This window comes from Nonomuraea mesophila, assembly GCF_004352805.1.
Taxonomy (GTDB): Bacteria; Actinomycetota; Actinomycetes; order Streptosporangiales; family Streptosporangiaceae; genus Nonomuraea; species Nonomuraea longispora.
The window spans coordinates 1-26,624 of sequence record NZ_SMLD01000127.1 but is presented as its reverse complement, the minus strand read 5'-3'; the positions used below and the strand labels follow the sequence as shown (position 1 = coordinate 26,624).

25 protein-coding genes and 1 pseudogene are annotated in these 26,624 nt (G+C 70.7%); 16 read left to right on the top strand and 10 right to left on the bottom strand.

Annotation, left to right across the window (positions count from 1 at the left end; genetic code table 11):
- On the bottom strand, positions 1-676 hold a 676-nt coding region (locus tag E1295_RS34670; RefSeq protein ID WP_281284788.1), incomplete at its 3' end, for an N-acetylglucosamine kinase.
- A 60-nt stretch (positions 677-736) separates the two neighbouring features.
- Here E1295_RS34670 and E1295_RS34665 point away from each other — a divergent pair.
- The 6 genes from E1295_RS34665 (at position 737) to E1295_RS34640 (ending at position 6,982) form a co-directional block, all read left to right on the top strand.
- Entirely contained in the window at positions 737-1,630 is an 894-nt protein-coding gene (locus E1295_RS34665; RefSeq protein WP_246080708.1) for a MurR/RpiR family transcriptional regulator, read from the top strand.
- Positions 1,627-2,406: a sugar isomerase domain-containing protein gene (locus tag E1295_RS34660; RefSeq protein ID WP_132637201.1), complete on the top strand. Its 780-nt coding sequence runs from the start codon at positions 1,627-1,629 to the stop codon at positions 2,404-2,406. The genes E1295_RS34665 and E1295_RS34660 overlap by 4 nt, the downstream gene beginning before the upstream one ends.
- A 201-nt stretch (positions 2,407-2,607) precedes the next feature.
- A complete protein-coding gene (locus E1295_RS34655; protein WP_132637199.1) occupies positions 2,608-3,960 on the top strand; it encodes a cellulose binding domain-containing protein in 1,353 nt (450 codons plus the stop codon).
- Between the two features lie 63 nt (positions 3,961-4,023).
- Complete coding sequence (locus E1295_RS34650; RefSeq protein WP_132637197.1) at positions 4,024-5,283, top strand: extracellular solute-binding protein; 1,260 nt, start codon at positions 4,024-4,026, stop codon at positions 5,281-5,283.
- Complete coding sequence (locus E1295_RS34645) at positions 5,283-6,167, top strand: carbohydrate ABC transporter permease (protein WP_132637195.1); 885 nt, start codon at positions 5,283-5,285, stop codon at positions 6,165-6,167. Before E1295_RS34650 ends, E1295_RS34645 begins: the two co-directional genes overlap by 1 nt.
- Entirely contained in the window at positions 6,164-6,982 is an 819-nt protein-coding gene (locus tag E1295_RS34640; RefSeq protein WP_246080707.1) for a carbohydrate ABC transporter permease, read from the top strand. Before E1295_RS34645 ends, E1295_RS34640 begins: the two co-directional genes overlap by 4 nt.
- A 48-nt stretch (positions 6,983-7,030) precedes the next feature.
- On the opposite strand, the pseudogene E1295_RS34635 reads toward E1295_RS34640, so the two are convergent.
- The 3 genes and pseudogenes from E1295_RS34635 to E1295_RS34625 form a co-directional block, all read right to left on the bottom strand.
- Positions 7,031-7,468: pseudogene (locus E1295_RS34635) on the bottom strand (GntR family transcriptional regulator); the annotation flags it as partial.
- Between the two features lie 41 nt (positions 7,469-7,509).
- Complete coding sequence (locus tag E1295_RS34630; protein WP_220449036.1) at positions 7,510-7,989, bottom strand: GntR family transcriptional regulator; 480 nt, start codon at positions 7,987-7,989, stop codon at positions 7,510-7,512.
- Between the two features lie 568 nt (positions 7,990-8,557).
- Positions 8,558-9,568 (bottom strand): N-acetylglucosamine kinase, encoded by a 1,011-nt coding sequence (locus E1295_RS34625; RefSeq protein ID WP_246080710.1) that lies wholly within the window; start codon positions 9,566-9,568, stop codon positions 8,558-8,560.
- 82 nt (positions 9,569-9,650) lie between these two features.
- On the opposite strand from E1295_RS34625, the gene E1295_RS34620 reads away from it, so the two are divergent.
- From E1295_RS34620 to E1295_RS34600, 5 genes are read left to right on the top strand one after another with little or no spacing between them, the layout of a single operon-like run.
- A complete protein-coding gene (locus tag E1295_RS34620; RefSeq protein WP_132637189.1) occupies positions 9,651-10,520 on the top strand; it encodes a MurR/RpiR family transcriptional regulator in 870 nt (289 codons plus the stop codon).
- Positions 10,521-11,255, top strand: a complete 735-nt coding sequence (locus E1295_RS34615; protein ID WP_132637187.1) for a sugar isomerase domain-containing protein — start codon at positions 10,521-10,523, stop codon at positions 11,253-11,255.
- A gap of 19 nt (positions 11,256-11,274) precedes the next feature.
- Positions 11,275-12,681 (top strand): N-acetylglucosamine/diacetylchitobiose ABC transporter substrate-binding protein, encoded by a 1,407-nt coding sequence (ngcE, locus tag E1295_RS34610; protein WP_132637185.1) that lies wholly within the window; start codon positions 11,275-11,277, stop codon positions 12,679-12,681.
- Positions 12,681-13,595 carry a carbohydrate ABC transporter permease gene (locus tag E1295_RS34605; protein WP_166427550.1) on the top strand — a complete coding sequence of 305 codons (915 nt, stop codon included), beginning with the start codon at positions 12,681-12,683 and terminating at the stop codon, positions 13,593-13,595. The genes ngcE and E1295_RS34605 overlap by 1 nt, the downstream gene beginning before the upstream one ends.
- Before the next feature lies 1 nt (position 13,596).
- On the top strand, positions 13,597-14,517 hold the full coding sequence (locus E1295_RS34600) for a carbohydrate ABC transporter permease (protein ID WP_132637183.1): 921 nt from the start codon (positions 13,597-13,599) through the stop codon (positions 14,515-14,517).
- A 40-nt stretch (positions 14,518-14,557) separates the two neighbouring features.
- Here E1295_RS34600 and E1295_RS34595 read toward each other — a convergent pair whose 3' ends face one another.
- Together E1295_RS34595 and metE are read right to left on the bottom strand one after the other, a co-directional pair.
- Positions 14,558-16,174, bottom strand: coding sequence for an RICIN domain-containing protein (locus E1295_RS34595; RefSeq protein WP_425465379.1), 1,617 nt, complete (start codon positions 16,172-16,174; stop codon positions 14,558-14,560).
- Between the two features lie 101 nt (positions 16,175-16,275).
- Positions 16,276-18,432, bottom strand: coding sequence for a 5-methyltetrahydropteroyltriglutamate--homocysteine S-methyltransferase (metE, locus tag E1295_RS34590; protein ID WP_132637181.1), 2,157 nt, complete (start codon positions 18,430-18,432; stop codon positions 16,276-16,278).
- A 61-nt stretch (positions 18,433-18,493) separates the two neighbouring features.
- On the opposite strand from metE, the gene E1295_RS34585 reads away from it, so the two are divergent.
- Positions 18,494-19,357, top strand: coding sequence for a LysR family transcriptional regulator (locus tag E1295_RS34585; protein WP_132637179.1), 864 nt, complete (start codon positions 18,494-18,496; stop codon positions 19,355-19,357).
- 4 nt (positions 19,358-19,361) lie between these two features.
- On the opposite strand, the gene E1295_RS34580 is transcribed toward E1295_RS34585, so the two are convergent.
- Positions 19,362-20,069: an SDR family NAD(P)-dependent oxidoreductase gene (locus E1295_RS34580; protein ID WP_132637177.1), complete on the bottom strand. Its 708-nt coding sequence runs from the start codon at positions 20,067-20,069 to the stop codon at positions 19,362-19,364.
- A 103-nt stretch (positions 20,070-20,172) separates the two neighbouring features.
- On the opposite strand from E1295_RS34580, the gene E1295_RS34575 reads away from it, so the two are divergent.
- Entirely contained in the window at positions 20,173-21,012 is an 840-nt protein-coding gene (locus E1295_RS34575) for a helix-turn-helix domain-containing protein (RefSeq protein ID WP_132637175.1), read from the top strand.
- On the opposite strand, the gene E1295_RS34570 is transcribed toward E1295_RS34575, so the two are convergent.
- The gene (locus tag E1295_RS34570) at positions 21,002-21,685 is read right to left on the bottom strand and encodes a DNA alkylation repair protein (protein WP_132637173.1); all 684 of its coding nucleotides are present in this window, start codon (positions 21,683-21,685) and stop codon (positions 21,002-21,004) included. The two genes, E1295_RS34575 and E1295_RS34570, sit on opposite strands and share 11 nt — an antisense overlap.
- Entirely contained in the window at positions 21,682-22,350 is a 669-nt protein-coding gene (locus tag E1295_RS34565) for a TetR/AcrR family transcriptional regulator (RefSeq protein WP_132637171.1), read from the bottom strand. The genes E1295_RS34570 and E1295_RS34565 overlap by 4 nt, the downstream gene beginning before the upstream one ends.
- Positions 22,351-22,447: 97 nt before the next feature.
- Here E1295_RS34565 and E1295_RS34560 point away from each other — a divergent pair, with 97 nt between their 5' ends.
- From E1295_RS34560 to E1295_RS34550, 3 genes are read left to right on the top strand one after another with little or no spacing between them, the layout of a single operon-like run.
- Complete coding sequence (locus E1295_RS34560) at positions 22,448-23,617, top strand: acetyl-CoA C-acetyltransferase (protein ID WP_132637169.1); 1,170 nt, start codon at positions 22,448-22,450, stop codon at positions 23,615-23,617.
- A 52-nt stretch (positions 23,618-23,669) separates the two neighbouring features.
- On the top strand, positions 23,670-25,253 hold the full coding sequence (locus tag E1295_RS34555) for a glycoside hydrolase family 3 protein (RefSeq protein WP_132637167.1): 1,584 nt from the start codon (positions 23,670-23,672) through the stop codon (positions 25,251-25,253).
- 4 nt (positions 25,254-25,257) lie between these two features.
- Positions 25,258-25,929: a pentapeptide repeat-containing protein gene (locus E1295_RS34550; protein ID WP_132637165.1), complete on the top strand. Its 672-nt coding sequence runs from the start codon at positions 25,258-25,260 to the stop codon at positions 25,927-25,929.
- Positions 25,930-25,976: 47 nt separating this feature from the next.
- Here E1295_RS34550 and E1295_RS34545 read toward each other — a convergent pair.
- Positions 25,977-26,624: NAD(P)H-dependent flavin oxidoreductase (locus E1295_RS34545; protein WP_181958095.1), on the bottom strand; the 648-nt coding region annotated here is incomplete at its 5' end.

Genomic DNA, 26,624 nt, shown 5'->3' with positions numbered 1-26,624 from the left:
CCCCCGCCCCGCGACTCCCCACACCGCGGTCGCCGGCTTCCCGGCCGGCGCTTTCGTGGTCGTCCGTACGGTGACCGGCGGTCACCTCGTCGAGGGCCGGATCGGGGCGGTTCGCCTCGTGGTCGCGTACCGGATCGACGCCCGTCCTAGTCGGAGAGGAGCGCGGGGCGGTGAGGGCGCGGACGGTGGCGCGGGCGGCGGCGAGGCCGATCCAGAAGGCCGAGCCCTCGTCCCCGAGCAGCCAGCCGTACCCGTCGGCGGTGCCGGCGGGAGCGTGGCCGGCGATTCTGGCCGCGATCGCCCCCGTGCCCGAGATGAGCACGGTGCCCGATGGCGAGGGTGTGCCGGCGGCGAAGGCGGTCACGATGTCGCCCGTCACCCGTACCCCGCGCACGTCGCCCCCTGGCAGGAGGGCGCCGAAGACGCGCTCGGTGAGCGTCGCGCACAGCGAGGGGTTGCCGGCCAGGCCCACCACCGCGCCTATGAGCCGCTCGGAGCCGGAGTCCGGCAGGGCCGCGCGTACGGCGGCGGTCAGGTTGGCGGCGGCGGTGTCGAGGCCGAGAGTACCCGGGTTGGCGCCGCCCGCGTGCCCGCGCCGCACCGGCGTGCCGTCCAGCGTGAACAGCGCGGCCCGCGACGAGGTGCCGCCGGCGTCGACACCCAGAACCAGCTTCATGTCAAAAATTATTGCCGAAATCGCTTGACGACGCCATGAGTTGAGCATAATTATCACCGCGTGGAACTACTGAGCCGCATCAGGGCCGAGCAGCACGACATGCCCGAGGCGCTGCGCAAGGTGGCCGATGCGATTCTCGCCGCCCCGGCCGAGGCGGCCCGGCTGACCATCGTCGACCTGGCCGAGCGGAGCGCCACGTCCACCGCCACGATCACCCGATTCTGCCGCGCCCTGGGCTTCTCCGGCTACGCCGAGCTCCGGGTGGCCGTCGCCACCGAGACCGGCCGGGTGGCGCAGCAGACGTGGCAGACCGACATCGGCCGTGAGATCCTTCCCGACGACAGCCTCGACCGGGTGCTGAGCGTCGTGTCGGGCAACGACATCCGCCTGATCCAGGAGACCGGCGACCAGCTCGATCTGGCGGTGGTGGACAAGGTCGCGCGAGCCGTGGCCAGGGCCGGGCGGGTGCTGCTGTTCGGGGTGTCGAGCAGCGCGGCGGTCGCCAGCGAGATGGAATACCGGCTGCAGCGCATGCGGGTGCCGACCTGGAGCAGGTCCGACGCCCACAGCGCGCTGACGGACGCGGCGCTGCTCGGTCAGGGCGACGTCGCGATCGGCATCTCCCACAGCGGCCGGACGCGCGAGGTCATCGAGGTGCTCGCAGAGGCGGGCAGCCATGGCGCGATCACCGTGGCCGTCACCTCGCAGCCGAGATCGCCGCTGGCCGAGGTGGCCGAGCTGGTGCTGACGACGGCGAGCCGTGCGACGAGCTTCAGGTCCGAGGGGTTCGCCGCGATCCACTCGCAACTGCTCGTGCTCGACGTGGTGTACGTGTCGGTCGCCCAGCGCACGTACGAGCGTACGAAGCAGGCGTTCGACGTCACCGTCCGGGCCGTGGCCGGTCACCGGCTACCGGAACAGGGCCTGCCAGGCTCATCAGAGGGGGACATATGACGGTCAACCAGCGAGTCGCCCCGCGGGCCTTCGCCGAGCACGTCGCGCAGCTCGTCCAGGTGATCCCGGAGGATCCGGAGATCACGCGGGCGGCCGGCCTGTTCACCAGGGCCCTGATCGCGGGCGGCGTGATCCAGGCGTTCGGGTCGGGCCACTCCGAGGCGGTCGCCATGGAGATCGCCGGCCGCGCGGGCGGCCTCGTGCCGACCAACCGGCTCGCACTGCGCGACATCGTCCTGTACGGAGACACCCCCAGGGCCGAGCTCGACCGCTACGACCTGGAACGCGACCCCGCCGTCGCTCGTACGATCCTCGACCTGGCCCCCGTCCAGGAGCACGACCTGTTCGTCATCATCTCCAACTCGGGCGTCAACGGCGTGGTCGTCGAGCTGGCCACGCTCGTCAAGGAACGCGGTCACGACCTGATCGCGATCACCTCGCGCGCCCACAGCGAAGCCGTCGTGTCCCGCCACCCCTCGGGCCGCCGGCTCGCCGACCTGGCCGACGTCGTCCTCGACAACCACGCCCCCTACGGCGACGCCGTCCTGCCCCTGCCCCTGCCCGACGGAGCCTCCACAGCGCCCGCCTCCATCGGAGCCGTCTCCACCATCACCTCGGCCCTGCTGGCCCAGCTCGTCGTGGCCCAGACCGTCAGCAACCTGCTCGAAGCCGGTGAAGTCCCGCCGGTCTACCTCTCGGCCAACGTCCCCGAAGGCGACGCGCACAACCTCCGCCTGGAGGCGCTGTACGCGGGCCGCATCCGCCGCGGCGCCTGACCCCACCGCACGCACCACCGCCATTCAAACACCGCAGCCCCACCGCCATCACCGGCACGAACCCACCAGACCCTCCACCGACCCACCGGTGGCACCACCGACACCACCGCGCACTACCGGCACGACCGCACCCGTCACCGACACCACCGCACGTGATCAGCACGACTTTCGGGGGACCGTACAACCAAGGAGAACCAACTCATGTCCCGAAATTTCGGTAAAGTCCTGCTCTCCTTAGCCATCCCCGCCCTCATCATCGCCGTCTCCCTGGTCGCGCCGGCCAACGCCGACCAGGCCGTCCGGCTCCAGTACCGCACCAGCGCCCCCGGCGCCACCACGGCCCAGGCCGAGCCCTGGCTCCAGCTCTACAACGACGGCACCACCACGATCCCGCTCAACCAGGTCAAGGTCCGCTACTATCTCACCGGCACCGAGACCTACCGCTTCGCCTGCTCGTGGGCGGTCGTCGGATGTTCGACGGTGACCGGGCAGTTCGTCCGCCAGCAGGGCGACGGCCAGTACCTGGAGGTGGGCTTCACCTCGGGCAGCCTGGCCCCCGGCCGGACCACCGGCGACATGCAGCTGCGCTTCTATCGAGCCGACTGGCAGACGTTCACGCAGGGCGACGACTACTCGTACGGCCCCCAGACGAGCTACGCGAACTGGGACAAGGTCACCGTCTACGTCAACGGCACGCTCGCCTGGGGCAGGCCCAACGGCAGCGACCCCGACCCCGACCCCGATCCCACCGTCACGCCGGGCCCCGGCGGTGAGTTGTTCGACGACTTCACCTACACCGGCTCGAACGACCCCCGGCTGGCCCAGCGCGGCTGGACGGTCCGCTCCAGCTCGGGTGGCCCCGGCGTGCCCGGCGCCACCTGGTCGCCCGGCGCGGTCTCGTTCCCCGGCGGCCTGCTGACGCTCGACTCCTCGACGAACGGCACCCCCTCGGGCACCGTGCAGACCGAGCTGTCCACCACCAACCGCAAGTTCCACGAGGGCACGTACGCCGCCCGCGTGCGCTTCAGCGACGCCCCGACCAGCGGTCCCGACGGCGAGCACGTGGTGCAGACGTTCTTCACCATCACCCCGCTGCGCTTCGACCTCGACCCCGACTACGGCGAGCTGGACTTCGAGTACCTGCCGAACGGCGGCTGGGGCGAACCGTCCAACATCCTCTACGCCACGAGCTGGGAGACCTACCGCAACGAGCCCTGGCAGGCGGTCAACACCCACACCGAGGAGCGCGCGAGCTTCGCCGGCTGGCACGACCTCGTCATCCAGGTCTCCGGCGGGCGGATGAAGTATTACGTGGACGGCCGCCTCTTCGCCGACCACGGTGACGTCTACTATCCCGAGACCCCGATGTGGATCATGTTCAACCAGTGGTTCATCGATCTTCAGGGGGCGTCGGGCGCCCGTACGTACCGTCAGCAGGTCGACTACGTCTACCACAGCAAGAACGAGGTCCTCTCGCCCGCTGAGGTGCAGAGCCGGGTCGGCGCGCTGCGCTCGTCCGGCGCCGCGTTCAAGGACACCGTCCCCAACGTGTGATCGTGTCCCGCGCCCGCCCGCGTGGGTGCGGGACCCCACCCCCCAGCACCAGAAGGAACACCAATGAAGTACCGCATCCTTGCCCTGGCGGCCGTGCTCGCGCTCAGCGCGTGCGGCACCGGCGCCGAGCCGGAGACCGGGGCGGCGGCGAGCGGCGCCCCTGCGAAGCTGACCGTCTGGATCATGGACGGCAGCGTCACGCAGGAGCTGCTGAAGAAGTTCGAGAGCGAGCACGAGGCCGCGCACAGGGGTGTCGACCTCGACATCCAGATCCAGGCCTGGGACGGCATCGGCGAGCGCGTCACGGCGGCCCTGGCCAGCACCGACGCGCCCGACGTGATCGAGGTGGGCAACACGCAGGTCGCCCAGTACTCCGCCAGCGGCGGCGTCACGGACCTCACCGCGAAGGTCGCCGATCTCAGGGGCGAGGACTGGCTGCCGGGGCTGGCCCAGCCGGGCAACATCGACGGCAAGCAGTACGGCATCCCCTGGTACGCCGCCAATCGCGTGGTCGTCTACAACAAGGACCTGTTCGCCGAGGCCGGCATCAAGGAGCCCCCGAAAACCCGGGACGAGTGGCTAGAAATCACGAAAAAGCTCAATAAAGGTGGCAACCAGGGCATCTATCTGACCGGCCAGACCTGGTACGCACTCGCCGGCTTCGTCTGGGACGAGGGCGGCGACCTGGCCGTCCAGGAGGGCGGCCGGTGGAAGGGCGCCCTCGACACCCCGCAGGCCCTCGCCGGCATGGACTTCTACCGGCGGCTCCAGGCCCTCGGCAAGGGCCCCAAGGACGCCGACGAGGCCAACCCGCCGCAGCACGAGGTGTTCGCGCAGGGCAAGGCCGCGCAGATCATCGCGGTGCCCGGCGTCGCCGCCCGCGTGCTGGAGGTGGACGGCGCGCTCAAGGACAAGATGGGCTTCTTCCCCATCCCTGGCAAGACCGCCGACAAACCCGGCACGGTCTTCACGGGCGGCTCCGACCTGATCATCCCGGTGGCCTCGCAGCACCAGGACGAGGCGTACGAACTGGTCAAAGCGCTGGCCGGGGAGGAGTTCCAGAAAGAGCTGGCCACGACGATGAGCTTCGTGCCCAACCGCACCTCGCTGGCCGGCGTGCTCTCGGGCGACGAGGGCACCGCCGCGATGGCGGTCGGCGCGGCGAGCGGCCGGGCCACCCCGAACACTCCCAACTGGGCCGCCGTCGAGGCCACCTCCGTGATCAAGCAGTACATGACCGCCGTGCTCACCGGCGCCGACCCGGCGGCGGAGGCGAAGAAGGTCTCCGAGTCGATCACCACGACGCTGAACAGCGGATCCTGATGCGGGCTGGACACCGCTCGTTCTGGCCCTTCCTGCTCATCGCCCCCACGGTGGCGGGCGGGGCCTTCCTCCTGCTCTATCCCATGCTCAAGGCGGCGGTGATCTCGTTCCAGCACTTCCGCATGGGCGAGCTGATCAGGGGCGGCGCCACCCTCGTCGGGCTGGAGAACTACGCCGAACTGCTGGGCGGCGAGGAGTTCTGGCAGGTGGTGTGGCGCACCGCCGTGTGGACCGCGGTCAACGTGGTGCTCATCGTGGTCCTGTCCACCGGCGTCGCCCTCATGCTCGTACGCCTGCGCCGCGGCCTGCGCCTGGCCCTGATGAGCGCCCTGGCCCTGGCCTGGGCCACCCCGATCATCGCGGCGACCACGATCTTCCAGTGGCTGTTCCAGTCGGAGCTGGGCGTGGTCAACTGGCTGCTGGTCACCCTCGGCTTCGACTCCTTCCAGGGCTACACCTGGTTCGCCGACGGGACGGCCACGTTCGCCGTGCTCGTGACCCTCGTCGTGTGGCAGTCGGTCCCGTTCGCCGCGCTCACCCTGTACGCCGGTCTCACCACGATCCCCGCCGAACTGTACGAGTCGGCACGGATCGACGGCGGCAGCGGCGGGCAGGTGTTCTGGAAGATCACCGTGCCGATGCTCAGGCAGCTGTTCGCGCTGATCATCTCCCTGGAGGTGATCTGGGTGGCCAAGTGTTTCCCGCAGATCTGGGTGCTCAGCCAGGGCGGCCCCGACGACGCCACCACCACCCTGCCGGTCTACGCGTTCAAGGTCGCCCGCGTGCTGCACCGCTACGACCTGGGCTCGGCGGTCGCCATGCTCACCGTCGTGATCCTCGCCGTGGCCCTGGTCAGCAACCTGCGAAGGATGGTCCGCTCGTGAAACGGCTCGCGCTCAACGCGACGGCGGTGGCCGTGCTCGTGACGACGGTCTTCCCCGTCTACTGGATGTTCCTGACCGCGTTCAAGCCGACGCGCGACATCCAGGCGGCCACGCCGACGTTCTGGCCGGCCGATCCGACGCTCGACCACTTCGTCACCGCGGTGAACGCGCCGGGGTTCTGGACCTACTGGCGCAACAGCCTGCTGGTGACGATGGCGGCGGTGCTGATCGCGCTGGTGGTGGCGCTGCTGGCGGCGTTCGCGATGACGAGGATGCGCTGGCGGGGGAGGAGCGCGTTCGTGGTGGCGGTCTTCGCGGCCCAGATGGCGCCGTGGGAGGCGCTGCTGGTGCCGGTGTTCATCATCGCCAGGGACACCGACCTGCTCGACTCGCTGGCCATGCTGACCGGTGTCTACTTCATGATCACGTTGCCGTTCACGATCGTGACGCTGCGCGGGTTCCTCGCCGCGATCCCGCCGGAGCTGGAGGAGGCGGCTCAGGTGGACGGATGCAGCCGGCTGGTGGCCTTCCGGCGGGTGGTCTTCCCGCTGCTGGCGCCGGGGCTCATGGCGACCTCACTCTTCGGGTTCATCACCGCGTGGAACGAGTTCGCGTTCGTCAACGTGCTGATCATCAAGGACCAGGACAAACGTACGCTGCCGGTGTGGCTCTCGTCGTTCCGCGACGTGTTCGGCACCGACTGGGGCGCCACCATGGCCGCCGCCGGCCTGTTCGCGCTGCCCGCGCTGCTGCTCTTCCTCTTCCTGCAGCGCCGCGTCGGCACCGGCATGACGGCGGGCGCGGTCAAGGGCTGAGACCGGCGCCCCCTCCGGCCACTGCGCCGGATCCCCCACGCAGACGCCCTGGTGCGGCACCGTGACGACCCACCGCTGTTCCCGCAGCCGCGAGACGGCCAGCCGGGCCGTGACCTTGGCGACGCCGTACTGTCGCATCAGCACCTGCTCGCTGGGGATCGCCCTGTTGGGGCGGAGTTCGCCGCGTCTGATGCGGGAAGCCAGGTCATCGGCGATAAGCGCGTACTTGGCTCGCGTCGGCTTCTCACGAGGCACGCCGGCAGGCCCTACGAAGGTGCCCTCGCCCCTTACGGTGTGGGCGAGTCGCCGTCGGCGAAGCTCCCGGGCCACGTTGCGCGCGGTGCTGCGCGCGATGTCGAACTCCGCCTCCAGATCCGCCTCGCTCGGCACAGGTTCCCCGATCCGCAACTCCCCATTGTCGATCCGCCGGTGAATGACGTCGGCGATCTGAACGTACAGCGGGACTGGGCCATCGCGGTCAAGCATGCTCATATTCTAGACGTGTAGATACAAGCACCTAGGCAAAGTCAGTCGTTCTGGGGCCATGAATCCTTGGGCGAGACGTAACTGCCCCGCTGGGCGACGGTGTAGATCCACCCCTGTTCCCGCAACAGCGCCATGGCCCGCCGCACCGTCTCGCGCGCGACGTCATACTGCTTCACCAGTGCTGTCTCGCCCGGTATAGGGCGCCGGGGGAGGAATCTCCCCGCCTTGATCTGATCGCTGATCTCTGTCGCGATCTGCTGGTACAACGGCACTTTTCGCTGCTTGCGAGGTGCTTCCTCTGGTGTGCCGACGAAGGTCCCCTCGCCTTGCACGGTGTAGATGAGCCCTTCCTCGCGCAGTACGTGCACCGCCCGCCTGGCCGTGGTCCTGGCGACCCCGAACTCGTACTGAATGTCGGCCTCGCTCGGCACCGGGTGTCCGGAGTCGAGCTTCGAGACCCGCTGGCGGAGGATGTCGGCGATCTGGACGTAGACGTGGGTGTCCCCTTCGTAGTCGACCACGTAGGCAACATAGGCCAATGCGGGCGAGAGTTCACATATCGTTCTGTCTAATTAGACAGAGTCATCGGTACATGTAGACAAGAGAAGACGACCAGATCTATGGTTGCGGCATGTCGCAACCATCGTCGATGCCTGCGGATGACCGGTTTCACTCGGCCCATGTGCCGGAGCCAGGTCCCGGCTTCACCCGGTTGACGTGGGACCCCGTTTGGGCGGCGGAAAAACGTATACGCGTCTGCGACTACACGTGTGACTGCGTGCCGACGTTCTACGAGTTGTGCCAGGCCGGCGGGCAGTACTTCATCCGCAGAACCCGTCGTGTCGGTGGAGAGGTCCTGGTCGACCAGTGCGCCCTCGGCGGGCGCTCCCGGGCGTTTCTCGTTTGGATCAAAGTGCTGACGGGGGTGGCCAGATGATCGGAACGGGTGACGCCTTACTGCACCCGCGCTCTGACTTCACCTCCGACGAGGATGACCTGGTGAAACTGGTCCCTGACTCGATCGTCGTCACGAAGGTCTGACCGGCCCTACGGCTGAAGAACCGGCACCCTTGAGCCGGTGGTGCCCCGTCAGGCGGTGGAGGTGAAGGCAGCGTGCAGGGTCGTGGTGTCGGGCTCCGAGAGGTGGTCGCGGGCCGCCAGCCAGGCCGCCGCGCTCGCCGCGTCACCCGCCGTCGTGACCCGCTCGCCCGCCAGCAGCTCCGTCACGGCCTCGCGTACCGGCCCGGGGCTGATCAGCACGCTGCCGGCGAGCACCACGGGCCCCGACCTGTGCACCCTTCTCAGCGTGGCGACCAGGTGGCCGGCCGCCTCGCACACGATCCCGGCGGCCAGCGGGTCGCCTTCCGACGCGGCCCGGCTGACCAGCGCCGACAACGTAGCCAGCCGCATGTGGTCGGCCTGCGCCAGGCGTACGAGGCGGTCGGCGACCGCGCGCGGCGTGGCGGGCCGCTCGTCCCCGAGGAAGTGCTCGCCGACGAGAGCGACGAGCAGCCCGCTCCCGGCCTCCACGCCGCCCGCACCGGAGGCGGGGCCGCGGTCCGGCGGCGTACGGTCCAGAGCCGCGACCGGCAGACCGCGGTCGAAGGCGTGGACCACCGCCTTGGCCGCCTCGCGGCCGATCCAGAAGCCCGAGCCCGCGTCGCCCAGCAACCACCCCAGCCCGTCGGCGACCGTGCCGCGCTCGAACCCCGCGATCCTGGCCGCGACCGCGCCCGTGCCCGACAGCAGCAGCGAGCCGTCCGGCTCGGGTGACCCCGCGGCGTAGGCGATCGGCACGTCGCCCATGTAGCGCGGCTCCGCGGTGATGCCGTGCCCGGCCCACACCTTGGCCAGCGCGGGCGCCATCTCCTCGACGTGCCCCGCGACCCCGGCCAGCGAGGCGACCACCCGCGAGCCGTCAAGGGAGCCGAGGGCCTCCCCGAGCGCGGTCTCGATCGCCGACACCGCCGTGGCCAGCCCGTGGGCGGTCGGATTGCCCGCCCCCGCCCTGGCGTATCCCACCCGGACGCCGTCGAGTGTGTGAACGGCGACGCGCGTGGAGGTGGCTCCGGCATCGACACCGATGACTAGCGATTGCATCACGGACCGAGTCTGGGGCTTGACGTGGCCAGGAAGCAAGAATAATTTTCGCCAGAAGACCGGGTATTCGGAAGGAATATTCGTGACTTCAGGAGCGCTAGGGCGCGTCGAAACAGAGCTACCCGGTTTGCCGGAGGCTTTGCGCAGAGTCGGCGAGGTGATACTCGGCGATCCTGCCGAGGCCGCGCGGTCGACCATCATCGCGCTGGCCGAGCGCGCCGGCAGCTCGCCCGCCACCGTGACCCGGTTCTGCCGGGCGTTCGGCTTCTCCGGCTACGCCGAGCTGCGCGTCGCCCTCGCCACCGAGACCGGCCGGGCGGCGCAGGCGGGCTGGGGTGCGGGCGTCGGCCACGAGATCGGCCCCGACGACCCGCTCGACGCGGCCATCGAGGTGATGGCCGCCGCCGACGTGCGGCTGATCCAGGACACCGCCGCCCAGCTCGACCTCGACGTGGTCGCCCAGGTGGCCGCCGCCATCGTGGGCGCCCCGCGCGTCCTGCTGGTCGGCGTCTCCACCAGCGGCAACGTGGCCACCATGTTCGAGGGCCGGCTGCGCCGCATCGGCGTGCCCTGCTGGAGCGCGGGAGACGCGCACGTGGCGCTGTCGGAGGCGGCGCTGCTGAAGGAGGGCGACGTCGCCGTCGGCATCAGCCACAGGGGACGCACGCGCGAGGTCATGGAGGCGCTGGCGGAGGCCGGCGGCCACGGCGCGCTGACGGTCGCGGTCACCTCGTTCGCCCGCTCGCCGCTGGCCGAGCTGGCCGAACTGGTGCTGACCACCGCCAGCAGGGAGACCACGTTCCGGCTCGGCGGGCTGGCCGCCGTGCACTCACAGCTGTTCGTGCTGGACGCCGTCTACGTGGCGATCGCCCAGAGCACGTACGAACGGACCAACGAGGCGTTCGAGCGAACGATCAGCGCCGTGGAAAGCCATCGGGTGGAGAGAAGCTAGATGACGTACGCAGATCAGGTCCTCGACCTCGCGCGGCAGGTCGCGGAGAGCCAGGCCGAGCAGGTGCGCCAGGCGGCGCAGCTGCTCGTGACCTCGCTCAGGGCGGACGGCGTGGTCAACGCCTTCGGGTCGGGGCACTCCGAGGCCATCGCCATGGAGATCGCCGGCCGGGCCGGCGGCCTGGTCCCGAGCAACCGCCTCACGCCGAGAGACCTCGTCCTGTACGGCGGTCAGCCGCCGAGCGTGCTGACCCCCGAGCTGGAGCGTGACCCGTCGGTCGCACGGCAGATCTACGACCTGGCGCCGGTCGAGCCGCAGGACGTGTTCGTGCTGATCTCCAGCTCGGGCGTGAACGGCACGGTCGTCGAGCTGGCCGGCATCGTCAAGGACCAGGGTCACTCGTTGATCGCGCTGACCTCGGTCAAGCACAGCACCCGGATGACCTCGCGCCACCCGTCGGGCGGCAAGCTGCTCGACCTGGCCGACGTCGTGCTGGACAACGGCGCCCCGTACGGCGACGCCCTTCTCGAACTGCCCGGAGGGGGCAGCTACGGTGCGGTGTCCACGATCACCTCCGCGTTGCTCGCGCAGATGGTGGTCACCGAGGCGGTGGACGCGCTCGTCGCGATGGGCGAGACGCCTCCCATTTACCTGTCGGCCAACGTGGCGGGCGGGGACGAGCACAACAAGGCGCTGGAAAGCCGCTACGCAGGGCGCATCAGGCGCGGAGCATGACAAGTCAGGAGCAGTAACCATGCCCAACACCCCCCAGATCAGCAGGCGTGAGCTTCTTCGCGGCGCCGCTCTCGTGCCCGTGGCGGGCGCGCTCGCCGCGTGCGCGACCCCTGCGTCCCAACCCGCGCCCTCGTCGGCGGCGCCGGCCGCCACCAGCGCGGCCAACCCGTTCGGCGTCGGCGACAAGCCGCTCGAGGTGTGGATCTTCGACGGCGGCTTCGGCCAGGCCTACGCGACGGACATCCACCAGCCGCTGTTCAAGAGCAAGTACGCGAACGTCGAGATCAAGCACAACTCCACCAAGGAGATCACCAAGGTCCTCCAGCCGCGCTTCGCCGGAGGCAACCCGCCCGAGGTGATCGACAACTCCGGCGCCAACTTCATGGACTTCGGCGCCCTGTCCCAGGACGGCCAGCTCCAGGACCTGACGCCGCTGCTCGACGCGCCCTCGTGGGACGACCCCAACGTCAAGGTGCGCGACCTGCTGGACCCGTCGGTGGTCGAGATCGGCACGTACGACGGCAAGTTCAGCGTCCTCGGCTACGTCAACTACATCCACGGGATCTGGTATTCGCAGAAGGTCTTCGACGACAACGGCTGGGAGATCCCGAAGACCTGGGACGCCTTCCTCGAGCTGTGCGAGACCATCAAGAAGTCCGGCAAGATGGCGCCCTTCACCTACGCCGGCAAGCACCCGCAGTACCTGTACGAGCCGCTGCTCACCATGGCCGCGAAGATCGGCGGCAACGACGTGCTGGTCAACATCGACAACCTGGAGGACGGCGCCTGGACCGCCGAGCCGATGCTGACCGCCGCCGAGAAGTGGGCCGAGGTGGGCGCCAAATACCTCATGCAGGGCACGGCCGGCCTTGACCACGTGCAGACGCAGACGGCCCAGAACAAGATGCAGGTGGCCATGCTGCCCTGCGGCTCATGGCTGGAGAACGAGCAGAAGTCCACCACGCCGGAGGACTTCGCGTACGCGATGTTCCCCCTCCCCGACGTCACGAGCTCCGACGCGATGCCGTACGGCACCCTGCACACCCAGCCCGGCGAGAACTTCATCGTCTCCGCCAAGAGCGCCCACCCGCAGGCCGGCATGGAATATCTGCGGGCCATGCTGTCGAAGAAGGCGGCCGGCGACTTCAGTGAGCTGGTCACCACGGTGACGACGGTCAAGGGCGCGAGCGAGGGCCGCGACATCTCGCCTGGCGTCACCAGCGCCTCCAAGGCGGTCGCCGACGCCGGCGAGAACACCCTCTACTACCGCTGGTACACCTGGTACGGCCCGCTCAACGACGAGGCCAAGGCCGCCACCGGCCAGCTCATGACCGGCGGCCTGAAGCCGAAGGCCTACCTCGAGCGCATCCAGAAGAAGGCCGACGAGATCAAGAACGACTCCTCCATCACGAAGTACAAGCGCTGATGGTGCTGTTCAACAGGTATCGCCGCGGGCTGTTCATCACCTCGTTCCTGGCAGCCCCGGTGATTCTCTACCTGGTCTACGTCATCTCGCCGTACGTCCAGGCGTTCTACATCGCGATGACCGACTGGCGCGGCGTGACGGCGGTGCCCAACTTCATCGGGCTCGACAACTTCCAGCGGCTGCTCGGCGACAGCGTCTTCTGGAAGGCCGTCACCCACAACATCGCCCTGCTGGTGTTGCTGCCGGTGATCACGATCGCCATCGCCCTGTTCTTCGCCTTCCTGCTCAACGTGGGCGGGAAGCAGGGCGTGTCGGGCATCCGCGGGTCGGGCTTCTACCGGGTGGTCTTCTTCTTCCCGCAGGTCCTGGCCGTCACCATCGTGGCGGTGCTCTTCCAGCAGGTGTTCAGGCCAGACGGCAGCGGCATGCTGAACGCGCCGCTGATGGCGTTCGGGCTCGGACCCGTCGGGTTCCTGTCCGACCCCGACCTCGCGTTCTGGTCAGTGCTGGGCGTGCTGGTCTGGCAGGCGGTCGGCTTCTATGTCGTGTTGTTCTCGGCCGGGCTGGCGGGCATCCCCAAGGACATGTTCGAGGCCGCCCAGATCGACGGGGCCGGCCGCATCACCCTGTTCTTCCGCGTCACGCTCCCGCTGCTGTGGGACACCGTCCAGGTCGCCTGGGTCTACCTGGGCATCCTGGCCATGGACGTGTTCGCGATCGTCTGGGTGATGACCGACCAGCAGGGCGGGCCCGACTGGTCGACCACGGTCATGGCGGCCGAGATCTACCGCAACGCGTTCGAATACTTCCGCTTCGGCTACGCCTCCGCCCTCGGCGTGGTGATGTTCTTCTTCACCCTCGGCTTCGCGGTCCTGTCGCTGCGGCTGTCGCGGCGCGAACGAATCGAGTACTGAGATGGCAACGACGACTCAGGCACCCCCGGAGGTGCCTTCGAGGAGCGCCGCCCGTGCCGAGCGGAAACGCCGGCTGGGGCCGCTGGGCGTGCTGACGCACGCGACGCTGGGCATCTGGACGCTCCTCGTGACGGTGCCGATCATCTGGACCTTCCTGGCGTCGGTCAAGAGCGAGGACGAGATCTTCGGTCACGCCTGGTCGATGCCGGCCTCGCCGCAGTGGGACAACTTCGCCAGGGCCTGGGAGCAGGCGCGCATCGGCCAGTACATGCTCAACAGCGTCGTCGTCGTGTCGTTCAGCACGTTCGGCACGATGCTGGTCGGCTCGATGGCGGCGTACGTGCTGGCGCGCTATCCCTTCCGCGGCAACCGGGCGATCTACATGTTGTTCGTCTCGGGCCTGGCCTTCCCGTTCTTCCTGGCGCTGACCCCGCTGTTCTTCGTGGTGCAGAACATGGGCAACGTGCCGGTGGTCGGGCCGTTCATCGGCCTGAACACGCACGCGGGCGCGGTGCTGGTCTACATCGCCTACTCGATGCCGTTCACCGTCTTCTTCCTGGCCGCCTTCTTCCGTACGCTGCCGACGGCGGTCGCGGAGGCCGCGATGGTGGACGGGGCGTCGCACACCAGGGTGTTCTTCCAGATCATGTTGCCGATGGCCAAACCCGGCATCGTCAGCATCACGATCTTCAACATCCTGGGCCAGTGGAACCAGTACCAGATCCCCCTGATCCTGCTGCAGGACCGCGAGAAGTGGGTGCTCACCCAGGGCATCGCCGACATCTCCACGGCCGCCGGATACGACTCGGACTGGGCGGCCCTGTTCGCCGCCCTCACCCTCGCCATCCTCCCGATGCTGGTCGTCTACACGGTCTTCCAGCGTCAGATCCAGTCCGGTCTGACCGCGGGGGCGCTCAAGTGATGCGGGGCGGGGCCGCGCACGGCCCCGCCGCACGCTCACGTCAGCAGCGGTTGATCCGGGAGTTCACCAGCTCGATGGCGCGGATGACGATGTTGTTCCCGCACGGGTTCTCGTTGATGGCGGAGTTGGTCAGCGTCAGGTTCTGCAGCGTGATGTCCGACGTCACGGGGAACTCGCTGCGGGCGGCGATGCGGATGTCGGAGCCGTTCACGGTGCCGTTCTGGGCGGCGATGGTGACGTTGTAGCAGTTCTCGATCAGGATCGAGTTGCTGCCGGTGCCGGAGATGTCCACGCGGTCGATGACGGCGCCGCCGCTCTCCGAGACGCAGAAGATGCCGCGTCCGCCGCCCCTGGCGACGACGGTGCCGACCCGGATGTTGACCGGGTAGGCGCTGCCGATGCGGCCGTTGCGGTTGGCCATGCGGAAGGCGGCGTACCCGGTGCCGGTGCCGGCTCCCTGGGCGTCGACGGTGCCGACCGTGGCGTTGATCGTGTCGTTGAGCAGCAGGCCGGACTCGCCGGTGTTCCGGGCCGTGACGGTGCCGATGGTGATGCCGTCCACGCCGTACGTCTCGACGCCGTGGCTGCCGCCGCCCGAGGCGTACACGCTGTCGATGCGTACGTTCCTGGTGCGGACGTTCCTGTTGGCGTGGTTGTCGATGCGGACGCCGAGCCCGGACGACCCGAGCCGCAGGTCGAGCCGGCCGAGCGTGATGTTGGTGCCGTTGCGGACGAACACCCCGAAGTAGGGGTTGCCGGTCACGGTGAGGTGGGTGACCTCGACGTCGGTGACGTTCTGGGCGCGTACGGCCGCGTTGTTGGCGCTGATGCTCCCCGACACGTTGATCGTGCCGCAAACCTCCAGGACGGTGTAGCTGGGCAGGTCGAGTGACTGGTTGGCGTTCATCGAGCCGGAGCCGCGGACGATCACCTTCTGCTTCGAGGTGCGGCCGGAGGTGAGGCTGCCCACGGCCGCGCGCATGGCCTCGATCATGCTGGCGCCGGTGTAGTGGGTGGTGCCGCCGTTCCGCGCCGTCCAGGTGCCGCCGCTGAGCACGGCCTCGGCGTCGGACGATCCGCTCCCGCAGTCGCCGGAGCCGGACCCGTCGCTCACTTTGACGAGCTGCCACTGCTGGTTGGCGCCGCCGAGGTCGTCCCACTGGGAGATCCTGGCGCCGTCGTCGGTGGCCCACTCCCAGACCTCCAGGGCCTTGCCGCTGTTGCGGTTGATCAGCCGCACGTGGCCGCCGTCGGAGTCGGCCAGGCGGAACTGCTGGTTGGCGCCGTTCAGGTCGGCCCACTGGACGATCTGCGCGCCGCCCTCGGAAGACCATTCGTAGACGTCCAGCACCTTGCCGCTGTGGCGCGATTTGAGCCGGTAGTAGCCGTCGCCGGAGCTGACGAATTGCCACTGCTGCTGGTTGCCGTCGTTGCGGGTCCACTGCACGATCGGCGCGCCGTCGGCGGTCGCGAAGTCGTACAGGTCGAGGGCCTTGCCGCTGTGCCGGTTGACCAGCACGTACCAGGCGCCGGTGTCGACGTTCGCCGCGCTCGCGGGCTGCTGGGCGACGACGGCGCCGGTCAGGGCGAGGATCGCCGCGGCGAGGACGGCGAGCAGCCGCCGGCCCTGTGCGGTGGCCCGAGGTAAGAGACTCACTGTTCTGCTCCCATCCTAGGAAAGCGCTTTCCTAGGAACAGATCAGCGAGTGCCGGCGCCCGCGTCAAGCGACCGGGCGCCGGCAGGCCCGCCTGCCTGCCCTAACCCGCTGAAACGTTCATCCGATGGCGCAGCTCGCGGGCGGCCGTGACCACGTTCGCCAGCGACGCCTCCACCTGCTCGTACGTGCGCGTCTTCAGCCCGCAGTCCGGGTTGACCCACACCCGCTCGGCCGGCAGCACCGCCAGCGTCCTGCGCAGCAGCTCGGCGACCTCCTCCGCGCTCGGCACGCGCGGCGAGTGGATGTCGTAGACGCCCGGCCCGAGCCCGCGCCCGAACGACTCCACCGCGCCCAGGATCCGGCCTCCCGAGCGGGCCGACTCGATGGTGGTCACGTCGGCGTCCAGCGCGTCGATGGCGGCCAGAATCTGGTCGGCGTCGGAGTAGCACAGGTGCGTGTGGATCTGCGTGCGGTCGCTCGCCCCCGACGTGGCCCTCCGGTACGCCGACACGGCCCACTCCAGATAGTCGGCCTGCGCGTCCCGGCGCAGCGGCAGCAGCTCGCGCAGCGCCGGCTCGTCCACCTGGATGATCTTCATTCCGGCGGCCTCCAGGTCGCGCACCTCCTCACGCACCGCGTCGGCCACCTGGAACACGACGTCGCGCAGCGGCAGGTCGTCGCGGACGAACGACCAGGCCACGATGGTGACGGGACCGGTGAGCATGCCCTTGACCGGCTTGTCCGTGAGCGACTGGGCGTAGGTGGCCCAGCGGACGGTGATCGGCGACGGGCGGCTGACGTCGCCGTACAGGATGGGCGGCCGGGTGCAGCGCGAGCCGTACGACTGGACCCAGCCGTTGGCGGTGACGGCGAAGCCGTCGAGGTGCTCGGCGAAGTACTGGACCATGTCGTTGCGCTCGGGCTCCCCGTGCACGAGGACGTCGAGGCCGAGCCGTTCCTGCATCCGGACGACCCGCTCGATCTCGGCCTCGACCCGCCGCTCGTAGTCCTGCTGCGACAGGGTGCCCGCCGCCGCCGCGGCCCTGGCGGCGCGCAGCTCGCCGGTCTGCGGGAACGACCCGATCGTGGTGGCCGGCAGCGGGGGCAGCCGCAGGTGCCCGGCCTGGGCCGCCGCGCGCTCGGCGTACGGCCCGCGCCCCTCCGCCGCCACGGGCGCGGGCCGCGCCACGGACGCCGCGGCCGGGGCGGTGCCGTGGAAGGGCGATCGGGACAGCGCCACGACCTCGGCCACCTTCTGCTCGGCGAACGCCAGCCGCTCCTTCAGCCGCGAATCCAGGCCGGGCTCGGCCTCCACGTCGTAGGGCACGTGCAGCAGCGAGCACGAGGTGCTTACCGTCACCCGCCCGGCGCGTACGGCGGCCAGCGCCCCCAGCGCCCGCTCCGCCGGGGTGCGCCACACGTCACGCCCGGACACGACGCCCGCGACCACGGTCTTGCCCGCCAGGTCGATCTCCGGCACGCCGCCCCTGACGAGGTCGACGCCGAGGGCCTCCACCGGCGTGCCCGCCAGCACCGGCAGCGCCTCTCCCGCGTCCCCGAAGTACGTCGCCACGAACAGCCCCGGCCGCGTCCCGCAGGACCCCAGCCGCTCGTACGCGCTCCGCACGGCGGCCCGCTCCTCCGGTGTCCGGTCGGCCACCAGCGCGGGCTCGTCGAGCTGCACCCAGCCGACACCCTCCGCGGCCAGCGCGGCCAGCAGCTCCTCGTAGCAGCCGAGCACCTCGTCGAGCCGGTCGAGGGCCGAGGCCAGCAGCAGGAACGTCACCGGCCCGACGATCACGGGCCGCGTCTCGTACCCGAGCGCCCGCGCCTCCCGCACCTCGGACAGCGGCTTGGCCGCGTCGAGCTTGAACACCGTGCCGGGCCCGATCTCCGGCACGATGTAGTGGTAGTTCGTGTCGAACCACTTCGTCATCCGCAGCGGCGCGAGCTCACCGGTGCCCCTGGCCATGGCGAAATAGGGGTCGTCCGTGTCGCGATAGCGCGCCGGCACCGCGCCCAGCAGCACGGCCGTGTCGAGCACCTGGTCGTACATCGAGAAGGTGTTGCTCGGCAGCCCCTCCAACCCCAGCTCGGCCAGTCTTCGCCAGGTCCGCGCGCGCAGCTCGGCACCGGTCCGGTCGAGCTCGTCGCGGGTGGCGCGCCCGTCCCAGTAGGACTCCAGCGCCCGCTTCAGCTCCCGGCGCGGGCCGATCCGCGGGTATCCGAGCACCGTGGACGTGGGAAATGGGCTCATCTTGCAAGCTCCCTAGGACGTGGGTCAGATCGTTGCGATCCTGCCGAGTACCCCTGACGTCATGCACTATGTATTGGTGTTGCTTATGCTCAGGGAGATCCACTGCTTCACCAGAGTGGCGGAGCTGCTCAGCTTCTCCAGAGCCGCCGCCGACCTGGGGATGTCGCAGCCCGCCATGAGCCAGGCCGTCACCCGGCTCGAACGCGCCACCGGCATGCGGTTGTTCCAGCGCACGGCCCGCGAGGTGCGGCTGACGGCGGAGGGCAAGGCGCTGCTCGGGCACGCGCGGCAGGTGCTCGACTCGGCCAGGGCGTTCACCGAGGAGGCGGCACGGCTGGCCCGTCCGACCATTCACCTTGCTTATCCTCCGTTGGTCGGCACGCTCGCCGCGCGGATCGCCAGGCGGCTCGCGAGCCGCACCCCGGCGCTCGGCGTGGAGCTCAGGCCCGCCGGCCGCGGCGCGGCGGCACGAGCCCTGACGGACGGCGAGGTCTCCGCCGCGATCCTCGCCACCCCCGCGCCCGCGCAGTTCGTCACCGCGGCCCGCTTCCACGTGACCGTCGACCACCTGGCCGTCCCCGCGAGCCACCGGCTGGCGCCCGCGGCCAAGGTCACCGCGGCAGAACTGGCCGGTCAGGTGCTGCTCACGCCGTCCAGCCGGCCGTGGCCCGGGCTGCCCGGCCGCGCCCGCACGGTGGCCGACGACGACTTCTCCGCCGCGCTCGACCTGGTGGCGGCGGGCGCGGGCCTGCTGCCGATCCCGCAGCTCCTCGCGAGGACCATCAAGCGCGACGACGTGAGCTTCGTGCCGCTCGACGCGGGCGACCTGCGCATCACCTACGCGCTGGCCTGGTCGAAGGAGCACGTCACGCCGGAGCTCATGGCCCTGGTGCAGGCCGTCCAGGACGCCCTGTGGACCAGGTGAACTCCTACCACGGGATCGTGCCCGAGAGGTCGAAGTAGCCCCCGGTGGGGCCGTCGGGTCCCACCTGCGCCATCCGTACGATGATCTCGGCGCCCTCCTCCACGGTCTGCGTGCCCATGTGCAGGTTGAGGTCCGTCGCGGTGTAGCCGGGCTCCACCGCGTTGATCCGCATGCCGGGGAACGCCTTCGCGTACTGCACGGTGATCATGTTGACCGCGGCCTTCGAGGCGGGGTAGGCGACGCCCGGGTAGGCGTGCGTCGGCGTGCCCGGGGTGGTGACCCGGGTCAGCGAGGCCAGGCCGCTGCTGACGTTGACGATGACCGGGGCGGCCGAGCGCCGCAGCAGCGGCAGGAAAGCGCGGGTGACGCGCACGACGCCGAGGACGTTCGTCTCGAACGTCGTGCGCAGAATGTCGGCGGTCACGTCCTCGGGGCCGATGACGCCCCCGTCAGGGGTGCGCTCTTCGATGCCCGCGTTGTTCACCAGCACGTCGAGCCCGCCGTCGGCCTCGATGGCCTTGGCCGCGGCCGCGGCCGAGTCGTCGTCGGTGACGTCGAGCAGGACGTGCCGGGCGCCCAGCCGCCCGGCCGCGAGGCGCCCGCGTTCGGCGTCCCTGCTGCCCACGTACACGGTGTGGCCTGCTTCGATGAGCCGGCGGGCGGTCTCGTGGCCCAGGCCCTTGTTCGCTCCGGTGATCAGCGTTGTCGTCATGTGCTCAAGCCTCCGGCGGTGCGGCGCGGTCGGCCAGTCGTCCGGTCTTCCTGGGACCATCAGGACCAGGCAGGCACCCCGGTGACGCGGGCAGACTGGTGGCATGACGGCGACGGAGTTCGGGCAGGCGGTGCGGCGCTGGCGCGACCGGGTCTCGCCGGAGGCGGTCGGGATGCCGGCCTCCGGGCAGCGGCGCGCGGCCGGGCTGCGCCGCGAGGAGCTCGCCCTGCTGGCCGGGATCTCCGCCGACTACATCACCCGGCTCGAACAGGGCCGGGCCGTCAACCCGTCGGCGCAGGTCGTCGAGGCGCTGGCGCGGGCGCTGCGGTTGTCGGCGGACGAGCGCGCCTACCTGTTCCGGCTGGCCGGGCTGCAGCCGCCGGGGCCGGAGATGGTGCCCGGGTTCATCACCCCGAGCGTGCAGCGGCTGCTCGACAGGCTGGCCGGCACGCCCGTCGCGGTGTTCGACGCGGCCTGGACGCTGCTCCTGGCCAACCCGATGTACGCGGCGCTGATGGGCGATCCGTCCGGATGGCGGGGAGACGAGCGCAACGGCGTCTGGCGCAACTTCGCCGGGCCTCGCGGCCGGGTGCGCCACACACCCGAGGAGCGGCGCGCCTTCGAGGCCGCGCTGGTCGCCGACCTGCGCGCCACCGCCGGCCGTTATCCGGCCGACCAGCAGGTGCGTCGCCTGGTCGCACGGTTGCGCGCGAACAGCGAACGGTTCGCCGAGCTGTGGGACGCAGGCGCCGTCGGCCGCCACGACGCGGCCCGCAAGACGATCGAGCACCCGCAGGTGGGCCCCGTGACGCTCGACTGCGAGGTGCTCAGCGTGGCCGGCAGCGACCTGCGCATCATGGTCTACACCGCCGAGCCCGGCACCGAGGACGCCGAACGCCTCGCGCTGCTGGCCGTCATCGGCACCCAGACGCTCATGGGGTAGCGGGCAGGTTCTTCAGCGCCTCGCGGCGGCTCAGGCCCGAGAGCCCCTTGGCCTTGACGTAGCGCACGACGTCGGCGGGATTGGTCTTGGCGTATTCGCGTAACGCCCATCCGATGGCCTTGCGCGCGAAGAAGTCGTTGTCCGGCAGGCTCGGCTCGATGCAGGCGTAGAGCAGGGCCGTGTCGGTGCGCGACCCGAAGCGGTTCTGGCAGAGGATCGCGGTGCGGCGCTTCCACAGGTCACCGTCGTGGGCCCACTCCAGCATGAGCGGCCGCATGGTGTCGGGGTAGGCGGCCAGCAGCCCGCCGACGCGGTGGACGGCCAGCTCGTCGACGAGGTCCCACCAGGCGCCGGTGACGATCATCTCCTCGTACATCGGCACGGTGTAGAGAGTCTGGAACTCCCGGTAGTAGCGGTGGCCGGACAGCTCGACGGCGGCGTAGCGCTCCTCGCGGTATTCGGCCTCCCGCCACAACGCCAGCACCGCCCGCCGCCACTCGGGCGCGCTCTCCAGGCGGTGCCCGGCGAACACCCGCCGCAGCGCCGCCCGCCTGGCCACGGCCTGGACGCCGAGGAACGGCAGTGGCGACTTCATGTAGGCGCGCATCGCCTCGGCCTTCTCCGGCTCGGCGACCTCCTGCAGTGCCACCCGCACCGCCTTGCCCAGGCTCATTTCTGGTGCGTGGTGCGCTCGCCCGTGGCGAGCCCGTCGAACAGCACGGTGATGTAGTGCTCGGCCAGGCCGCTCGTGTTGAGCCTGCCGCCCGGACGGAACCAGCGGACCGCGACCCAGATGGTGTCGCGGATCATGCGGTAGGTCAGCTTGGGATCGACGTCGGGCCGGAACAACCCGGCCGCCTGACCGGCCTTGATCTGTGCCACCCACATCTGCTCGACCTCGTCCTCGGCCTTGACGAGGTAGTTGAACCGGGGGAACTGGCGCAGATAGTTCCAGTCGTTCTGCATGACGGTGATCGCGGCGCGGTGGGGCTCGAGGGTGCCGAAGCCGATGCGGACCATCTCCGACAGCACGGTGCGCGCGTCGCCGCCGGTTTCCAGGGCGGCGCGGTAGCGGGCGATGAGATCGTCGAGGAAGGTGGAGAGCACCTCGTCGACGATCGTCTCCTTGGAGTCGAAGTGGTGGTAGAGACTGCCTGAGAGGATGCCGGCCTCGTCGGCGATCTCGCGGACGGTCGTGGCCTGGAAGCCCTTGCGCGCGAAGAGCTCCGCGGCGAGCTTGACGAGGTGGTCGCGGCGCTCTGACGCCGACCCTGATGAGGTCGTGCGCTGGCGCTTGGCCGGGGTGGTCGCGGTGCCGGAGTTCTTTCGCGTCGTCACGTACCCATTATGAAGCCTCAGACAATCGCTTGTTCACACAACCTCCCCAGTTCATGGGGCGTTCCGCGCCAGACCAAGCGCTTGCTACGATGCGGTGATGAGCGAGGCCTACATCGTCGGCGCCGTCCGCACCCCCGTCGGGCGCAGGAACGGCGGCCTGGCCGGAGCGCACCCCGCCGACCTCGGCGCCCACGTGCTCAGGGAACTGCTGCGCCGCACCGGCGCCGACCCGCCGGCCGTCGAGGACGTGATCTTCGGCTGCGTCGACACCGTCGGCCCGCAGGCCGGCGACGTCGCCCGCACCTGCTGGCTGGCCGCCGGCCTGCCCGAGGAGGTGCCGGGCGTCACGATCGACCGCCAGTGCGGCTCCTCCCAGCAGGCGCTGCACTTCGCCGCCCAGGCCGTGCTCTCCGGCACGAACGACCTGGTGGTGGCCGGCGGCGTGCAGAACATGAGCATGATCCCCATCTCGGCCGCGATGCTCGCGGGCCGCCCGTTCGGGCACGAGACCCCCTTCGGGGGCTCCAAGGGCTGGACCGAGCGGTACGGCACGCAGGAGGTCTCACAGTTCGCCGGGGCCGAGCAGATCGCCGCGCGCTGGGGGATCGGCCGCGAGGAGATGGAGCGGTACGCGTACACGTCGCATCGGCGGGCCCTGCACGCCATCGACGCCGGGCACTTCCGGCGGGAGATCGCCCCTTACGAGGGTGTCTCCACGGACGAGGGCCCGCGCGCCGACACCACGCCGGCGAAGATGGCCGCGCTGAAGGCCCTGACCGAGGGCGGCAGGCTGACGGCCGCCCTGGCCTCGCAGATCTCCGACGGCGCCGCCGCCCTGCTCGTGGCCTCGCCCAGGGCCGTACGCGAGCACGGCCTGACCCCGCGCGCCCGCGTGCACCATCTCTCGGCCAGGGGCGCCGACCCGGTCATGATGCTGTCCGCCCCCATCCCGGCCACGGCCCACGCCCTCCGCGTGAGCGGCATGTCCATCGACGACTTCGCCGCGATCGAGGTCAACGAGGCGTTCGCGTCCGTCGTACTGGCCTGGATGAAGGAGACCGGTGCCGACGCCGCGCGGGTCAACCCGAACGGCGGCGCGATCGCGCTCGGCCACCCCCTGGGGGCGACCGGCGCGGTGCTGGCGGTGCGGCTGCTGCACGAGCTGGAGCGTACGGGCGGCCGGTACGGTCTGCAGGTCATGTGCGAGGGTGGCGGGCAGGCCAACGTCACCGTGATCGAACGACTTGACACAATCGTGGGGGCCTGACGTCAGAAAATGCCACTAGCAAATAGGAAACTTTCCTATTAGATTGCGGGTCATGCCCCTGAGCGGTGACCTGCTGCGCCTTGCCGACGCCGTCCTCCTCCCCGGTTTCGCCGGGCACGAGCCACCCGACTGGCTCCGCCGCCGGCTGGGCGAAGGGCTGGCCGGGGTGGCGCTGTTCTCGCGCAACATCGCCGGCCCCGCCCAGGTGGCCCGGCTGACCGCCGCCCTGCGCGCCGAGAACCCCTCGGTGCTCGTCGGCGTCGACGAGGAGTCCGGCGAGGTCACCCGGCTGGAGGCCGCCACCGGCAGCAGCCGCCCCGGGGCGTACGCGCTGGGCGTCGCCGACGACGTGGCCATGACCGAGACGCTGGCCGCCGAGCTCGGAGCCGACCTGGCCCGCGCCGGCATCACGATCGACTTCGCGCCCTCAGCCGACGTGAACGCCAACCCGGACAACCCGGTCATCGGCCTGCGGTCGTTCGGCGCCGACCCCGCGCTGGTCTCCCGGCACGCCCGCGCCTTCGTCCGCGGCCTGCAGTCCGCCGGCGTGGCCGCCTGCGTCAAACACTTCCCCGGCCACGGCGACACCACGGTCGACTCCCACCACGGCGTGCCCGAGGTGGCCGCCGACGGGTTCGAGGACGCGCTGCTGCCGTTCGCCGACGCCGTCAGGGAGGGCGTCAAGGCGGTCATGACGGGCCACCTCCTCGTGCCCTCGTACGACGGGGAACTGCCCGCCACGCTCAGCCCCAAGGTGCTCACCGGGCTGCTGCGCGGGGAGCTCGGGTTCCAGGGGGTGATCGTCACGGACGCCATCGAGATGGCCGCGGTGGCGGGGACGTACGGGATCGGGGGAGCCGCGGCCCGCGCCCTCGCCGCCGGGGCCGACGCGATCTGCGTGGGCGGCGAGCACGCCGACGAGGCCACCGCCACCGGGATCCGCGACGCGATCGCCGCCGCGGTGACCCAAGGACTGCTGCCCGAGGAACGGCTGGCCGACGCCGCTCGTAGGGTCCGCGAGCTCGCGGCCTGGACCGCCTCCTCGGGCAGCCCCACCGCGACCGGGAGCGAGGACCGGGCGGAATCCGGCGCGCTCGCCGCGACCGGCGCCCGACCCGGCGCCCGACCCGGCGCCCGATCCCGCGCGCTCGCCGGAGCCGCCGCGGGCGGCGGCGGGGCGGGCCTGGTGGCCGCCCGGCGGGCCGTCAGGGTCGTACGGCGCTCCACCACGCCCGAGCTGCCGCTGACCGAAGCCCCGCACGTGGTCGAGCTGGCGCCGGAGATGAATCTGGCCATCGACCGGCACACCCCCTGGGGCGTGGGCGAGCCGCTGACCGGGCTGCTGCCCGGCACCGTGGTCACGCGCCTCGGCTCGGGGAAGGCGACGGGCCCCGCGCTCGAACGGCTGCTCGGCGCGGCATCCGGCCGCCCGCTCGTCGTGGTCGTCCGCGACGTGCACCGCCACCCGTGGCAGGAGGAGGCGCTGAGGCACCTGCTGAGCGCCCGGCGGGACACCGTGGTGGTCGAGATGGGCCTGCCCGCCCGTTCCGATCTCGGGGCCGTGCACATCGCCACGCACGGCTCGGCCCGGGTCTGCGGCCAGGCCGCCGCGGAGGTCCTGGCCGGTAGAGTCTGACACCGTGAACTTCGACGGCGAGGACCTCTCACACAAGGCGTTGTCCGAACGGCTCGACCCGGAGGAGACGCACCTCTTCCGCGGTTGCGACCTCACGGAGACCGACCTGTGGGGCGCCTGCCTCGCGGGGGCCCGCTTCGAGTCGTGCGTGCTGGACCAGACCGACTTCCGCAAGGCCGACCTCGACGGGGCGGTCTTCACCGGCGGAGGCGGGATGCGCATCCGCTTCAACGACGCCGACCTCCTCGACGTCACGTTCACCGACGTCGACCTGTCCTCGGCCCAGTTCGGCGGCGCGCTGCTCACCGACGCGACGTTCACCGGCTGCCGCATGATCGGCGCCGCGCTCACCGCCTCGCGCGGCACCGGTTTCACGCTCACCCGCTCCAACCTGACCCTGGCCAACCTCGGCGGCTGCTCCCTGCGCGGCGAGCACGTCGAGGGGGTGCGCTTCGACGACGCCGACCTGTCGGGCTGCGACTTCACCGAGGCCACGCTCACCGACTGCCGCCTCATCGGCACGCGCCTGCTGAACACCACGTTCGCGAGAGCCGACCTGCGGGGCGCCGACCTGGGGCAGCCCGACGACGCCAGGCTCCGGGCGTTCGCCGGCGCCCTCATCAACCAGACGCAGGCCAACGCCATCCTCGCCGCCCGCGGCATCACGGTCCTCTGACGCGCCCTTCCGGCGTCACCGTCACGGGAGGCCCGGCGACGGCGTGCTCAGCGCGCCGGGAGGCGGGCGAGGGCGGTCTCGGCCTCGGCCATGATCCGCTCGATCAGCTCCCGGCACGACGGCAGGTCGCCGATGACCCCCACCACCTGCCCCGACGCCATCACCCCGAGATCGGCCCGCCCGTCCACCATGGCCGCCCGCAGCAGCACCGGCGTGTTGGCCGCCTGCAGCACCTGCGCCCAGGTCAGCTCCCTGCCCCGCCGCATCCGCCGCCCCTCGCGGATCAGCTCGGCCCACGACAGCCCCGACAACCGCCGGAACCTGGCGCCGTTCGCCACCGCCCGCAGCAGCCGCGAGCGTTCCAGCGAGGCCACGAACGGCGTCCGCAACACCCGGTGCGGCACCCCGTCCACCTTGGTCGTCACCACCGTCTCCCGAGCCGCCAGATAGAGCTTCTTGACGTCGTCCGGCACGGGGGAGTCGCTGGTCAGCAGGAACCGGGTGCCCATGGCGATCCCGCAGGCGCCGTACGCCAGCGCCGCCACCAGGCCCCGCCCGTCGAAGAACCCGCCCGCGGCGATCACCGGGATGTCGACGGCGTCCACGACCTGGGGCAGCAGCAGCGTCGTGGCGAGCGGCCCCGTGTGGCCGCCGCCCTCGCCTCCCTGCACGATCACCGCGTCGGCCCCCCACCC

Excerpts from the sequence above, each read along its gene's own strand:
- E1295_RS34660 (WP_132637201.1), top strand. The coding sequence starts at position 1,627 with ATGACGGTCAACCAGCGAGTCGCCCCGCGGGCCTTCGCCGAGCACGTC.
- E1295_RS34655 (WP_132637199.1), top strand. The coding sequence starts at position 2,608 with ATGTCCCGAAATTTCGGTAAAGTCCTGCTCTCCTTAGCCATCCCCGCC.
- E1295_RS34650 (WP_132637197.1), top strand. The coding sequence starts at position 4,024 with ATGAAGTACCGCATCCTTGCCCTGGCGGCCGTGCTCGCGCTCAGCGCG.
- E1295_RS34645 (WP_132637195.1), top strand. The coding sequence starts at position 5,283 with ATGCGGGCTGGACACCGCTCGTTCTGGCCCTTCCTGCTCATCGCCCCC.
- E1295_RS34625 (WP_246080710.1), bottom strand. The coding sequence starts at position 9,568 with ATGCAATCGCTAGTCATCGGTGTCGATGCCGGAGCCACCTCCACGCGC.
- E1295_RS34615 (WP_132637187.1), top strand. The coding sequence starts at position 10,521 with ATGACGTACGCAGATCAGGTCCTCGACCTCGCGCGGCAGGTCGCGGAG.
- ngcE (WP_132637185.1), top strand. The coding sequence starts at position 11,275 with ATGCCCAACACCCCCCAGATCAGCAGGCGTGAGCTTCTTCGCGGCGCC.
- E1295_RS34605 (WP_166427550.1), top strand. The coding sequence starts at position 12,681 with ATGGTGCTGTTCAACAGGTATCGCCGCGGGCTGTTCATCACCTCGTTC.
- E1295_RS34600 (WP_132637183.1), top strand. The coding sequence starts at position 13,597 with ATGGCAACGACGACTCAGGCACCCCCGGAGGTGCCTTCGAGGAGCGCC.
- metE (WP_132637181.1), bottom strand. The coding sequence starts at position 18,432 with ATGAGCCCATTTCCCACGTCCACGGTGCTCGGATACCCGCGGATCGGC.
- E1295_RS34585 (WP_132637179.1), top strand. The coding sequence starts at position 18,494 with ATGCACTATGTATTGGTGTTGCTTATGCTCAGGGAGATCCACTGCTTC.
- E1295_RS34580 (WP_132637177.1), bottom strand. The coding sequence starts at position 20,069 with ATGACGACAACGCTGATCACCGGAGCGAACAAGGGCCTGGGCCACGAG.
- E1295_RS34575 (WP_132637175.1), top strand. The coding sequence starts at position 20,173 with ATGACGGCGACGGAGTTCGGGCAGGCGGTGCGGCGCTGGCGCGACCGG.
- E1295_RS34570 (WP_132637173.1), bottom strand. The coding sequence starts at position 21,685 with ATGAGCCTGGGCAAGGCGGTGCGGGTGGCACTGCAGGAGGTCGCCGAG.
- E1295_RS34560 (WP_132637169.1), top strand. The coding sequence starts at position 22,448 with ATGAGCGAGGCCTACATCGTCGGCGCCGTCCGCACCCCCGTCGGGCGC.
- E1295_RS34555 (WP_132637167.1), top strand. The coding sequence starts at position 23,670 with ATGCCCCTGAGCGGTGACCTGCTGCGCCTTGCCGACGCCGTCCTCCTC.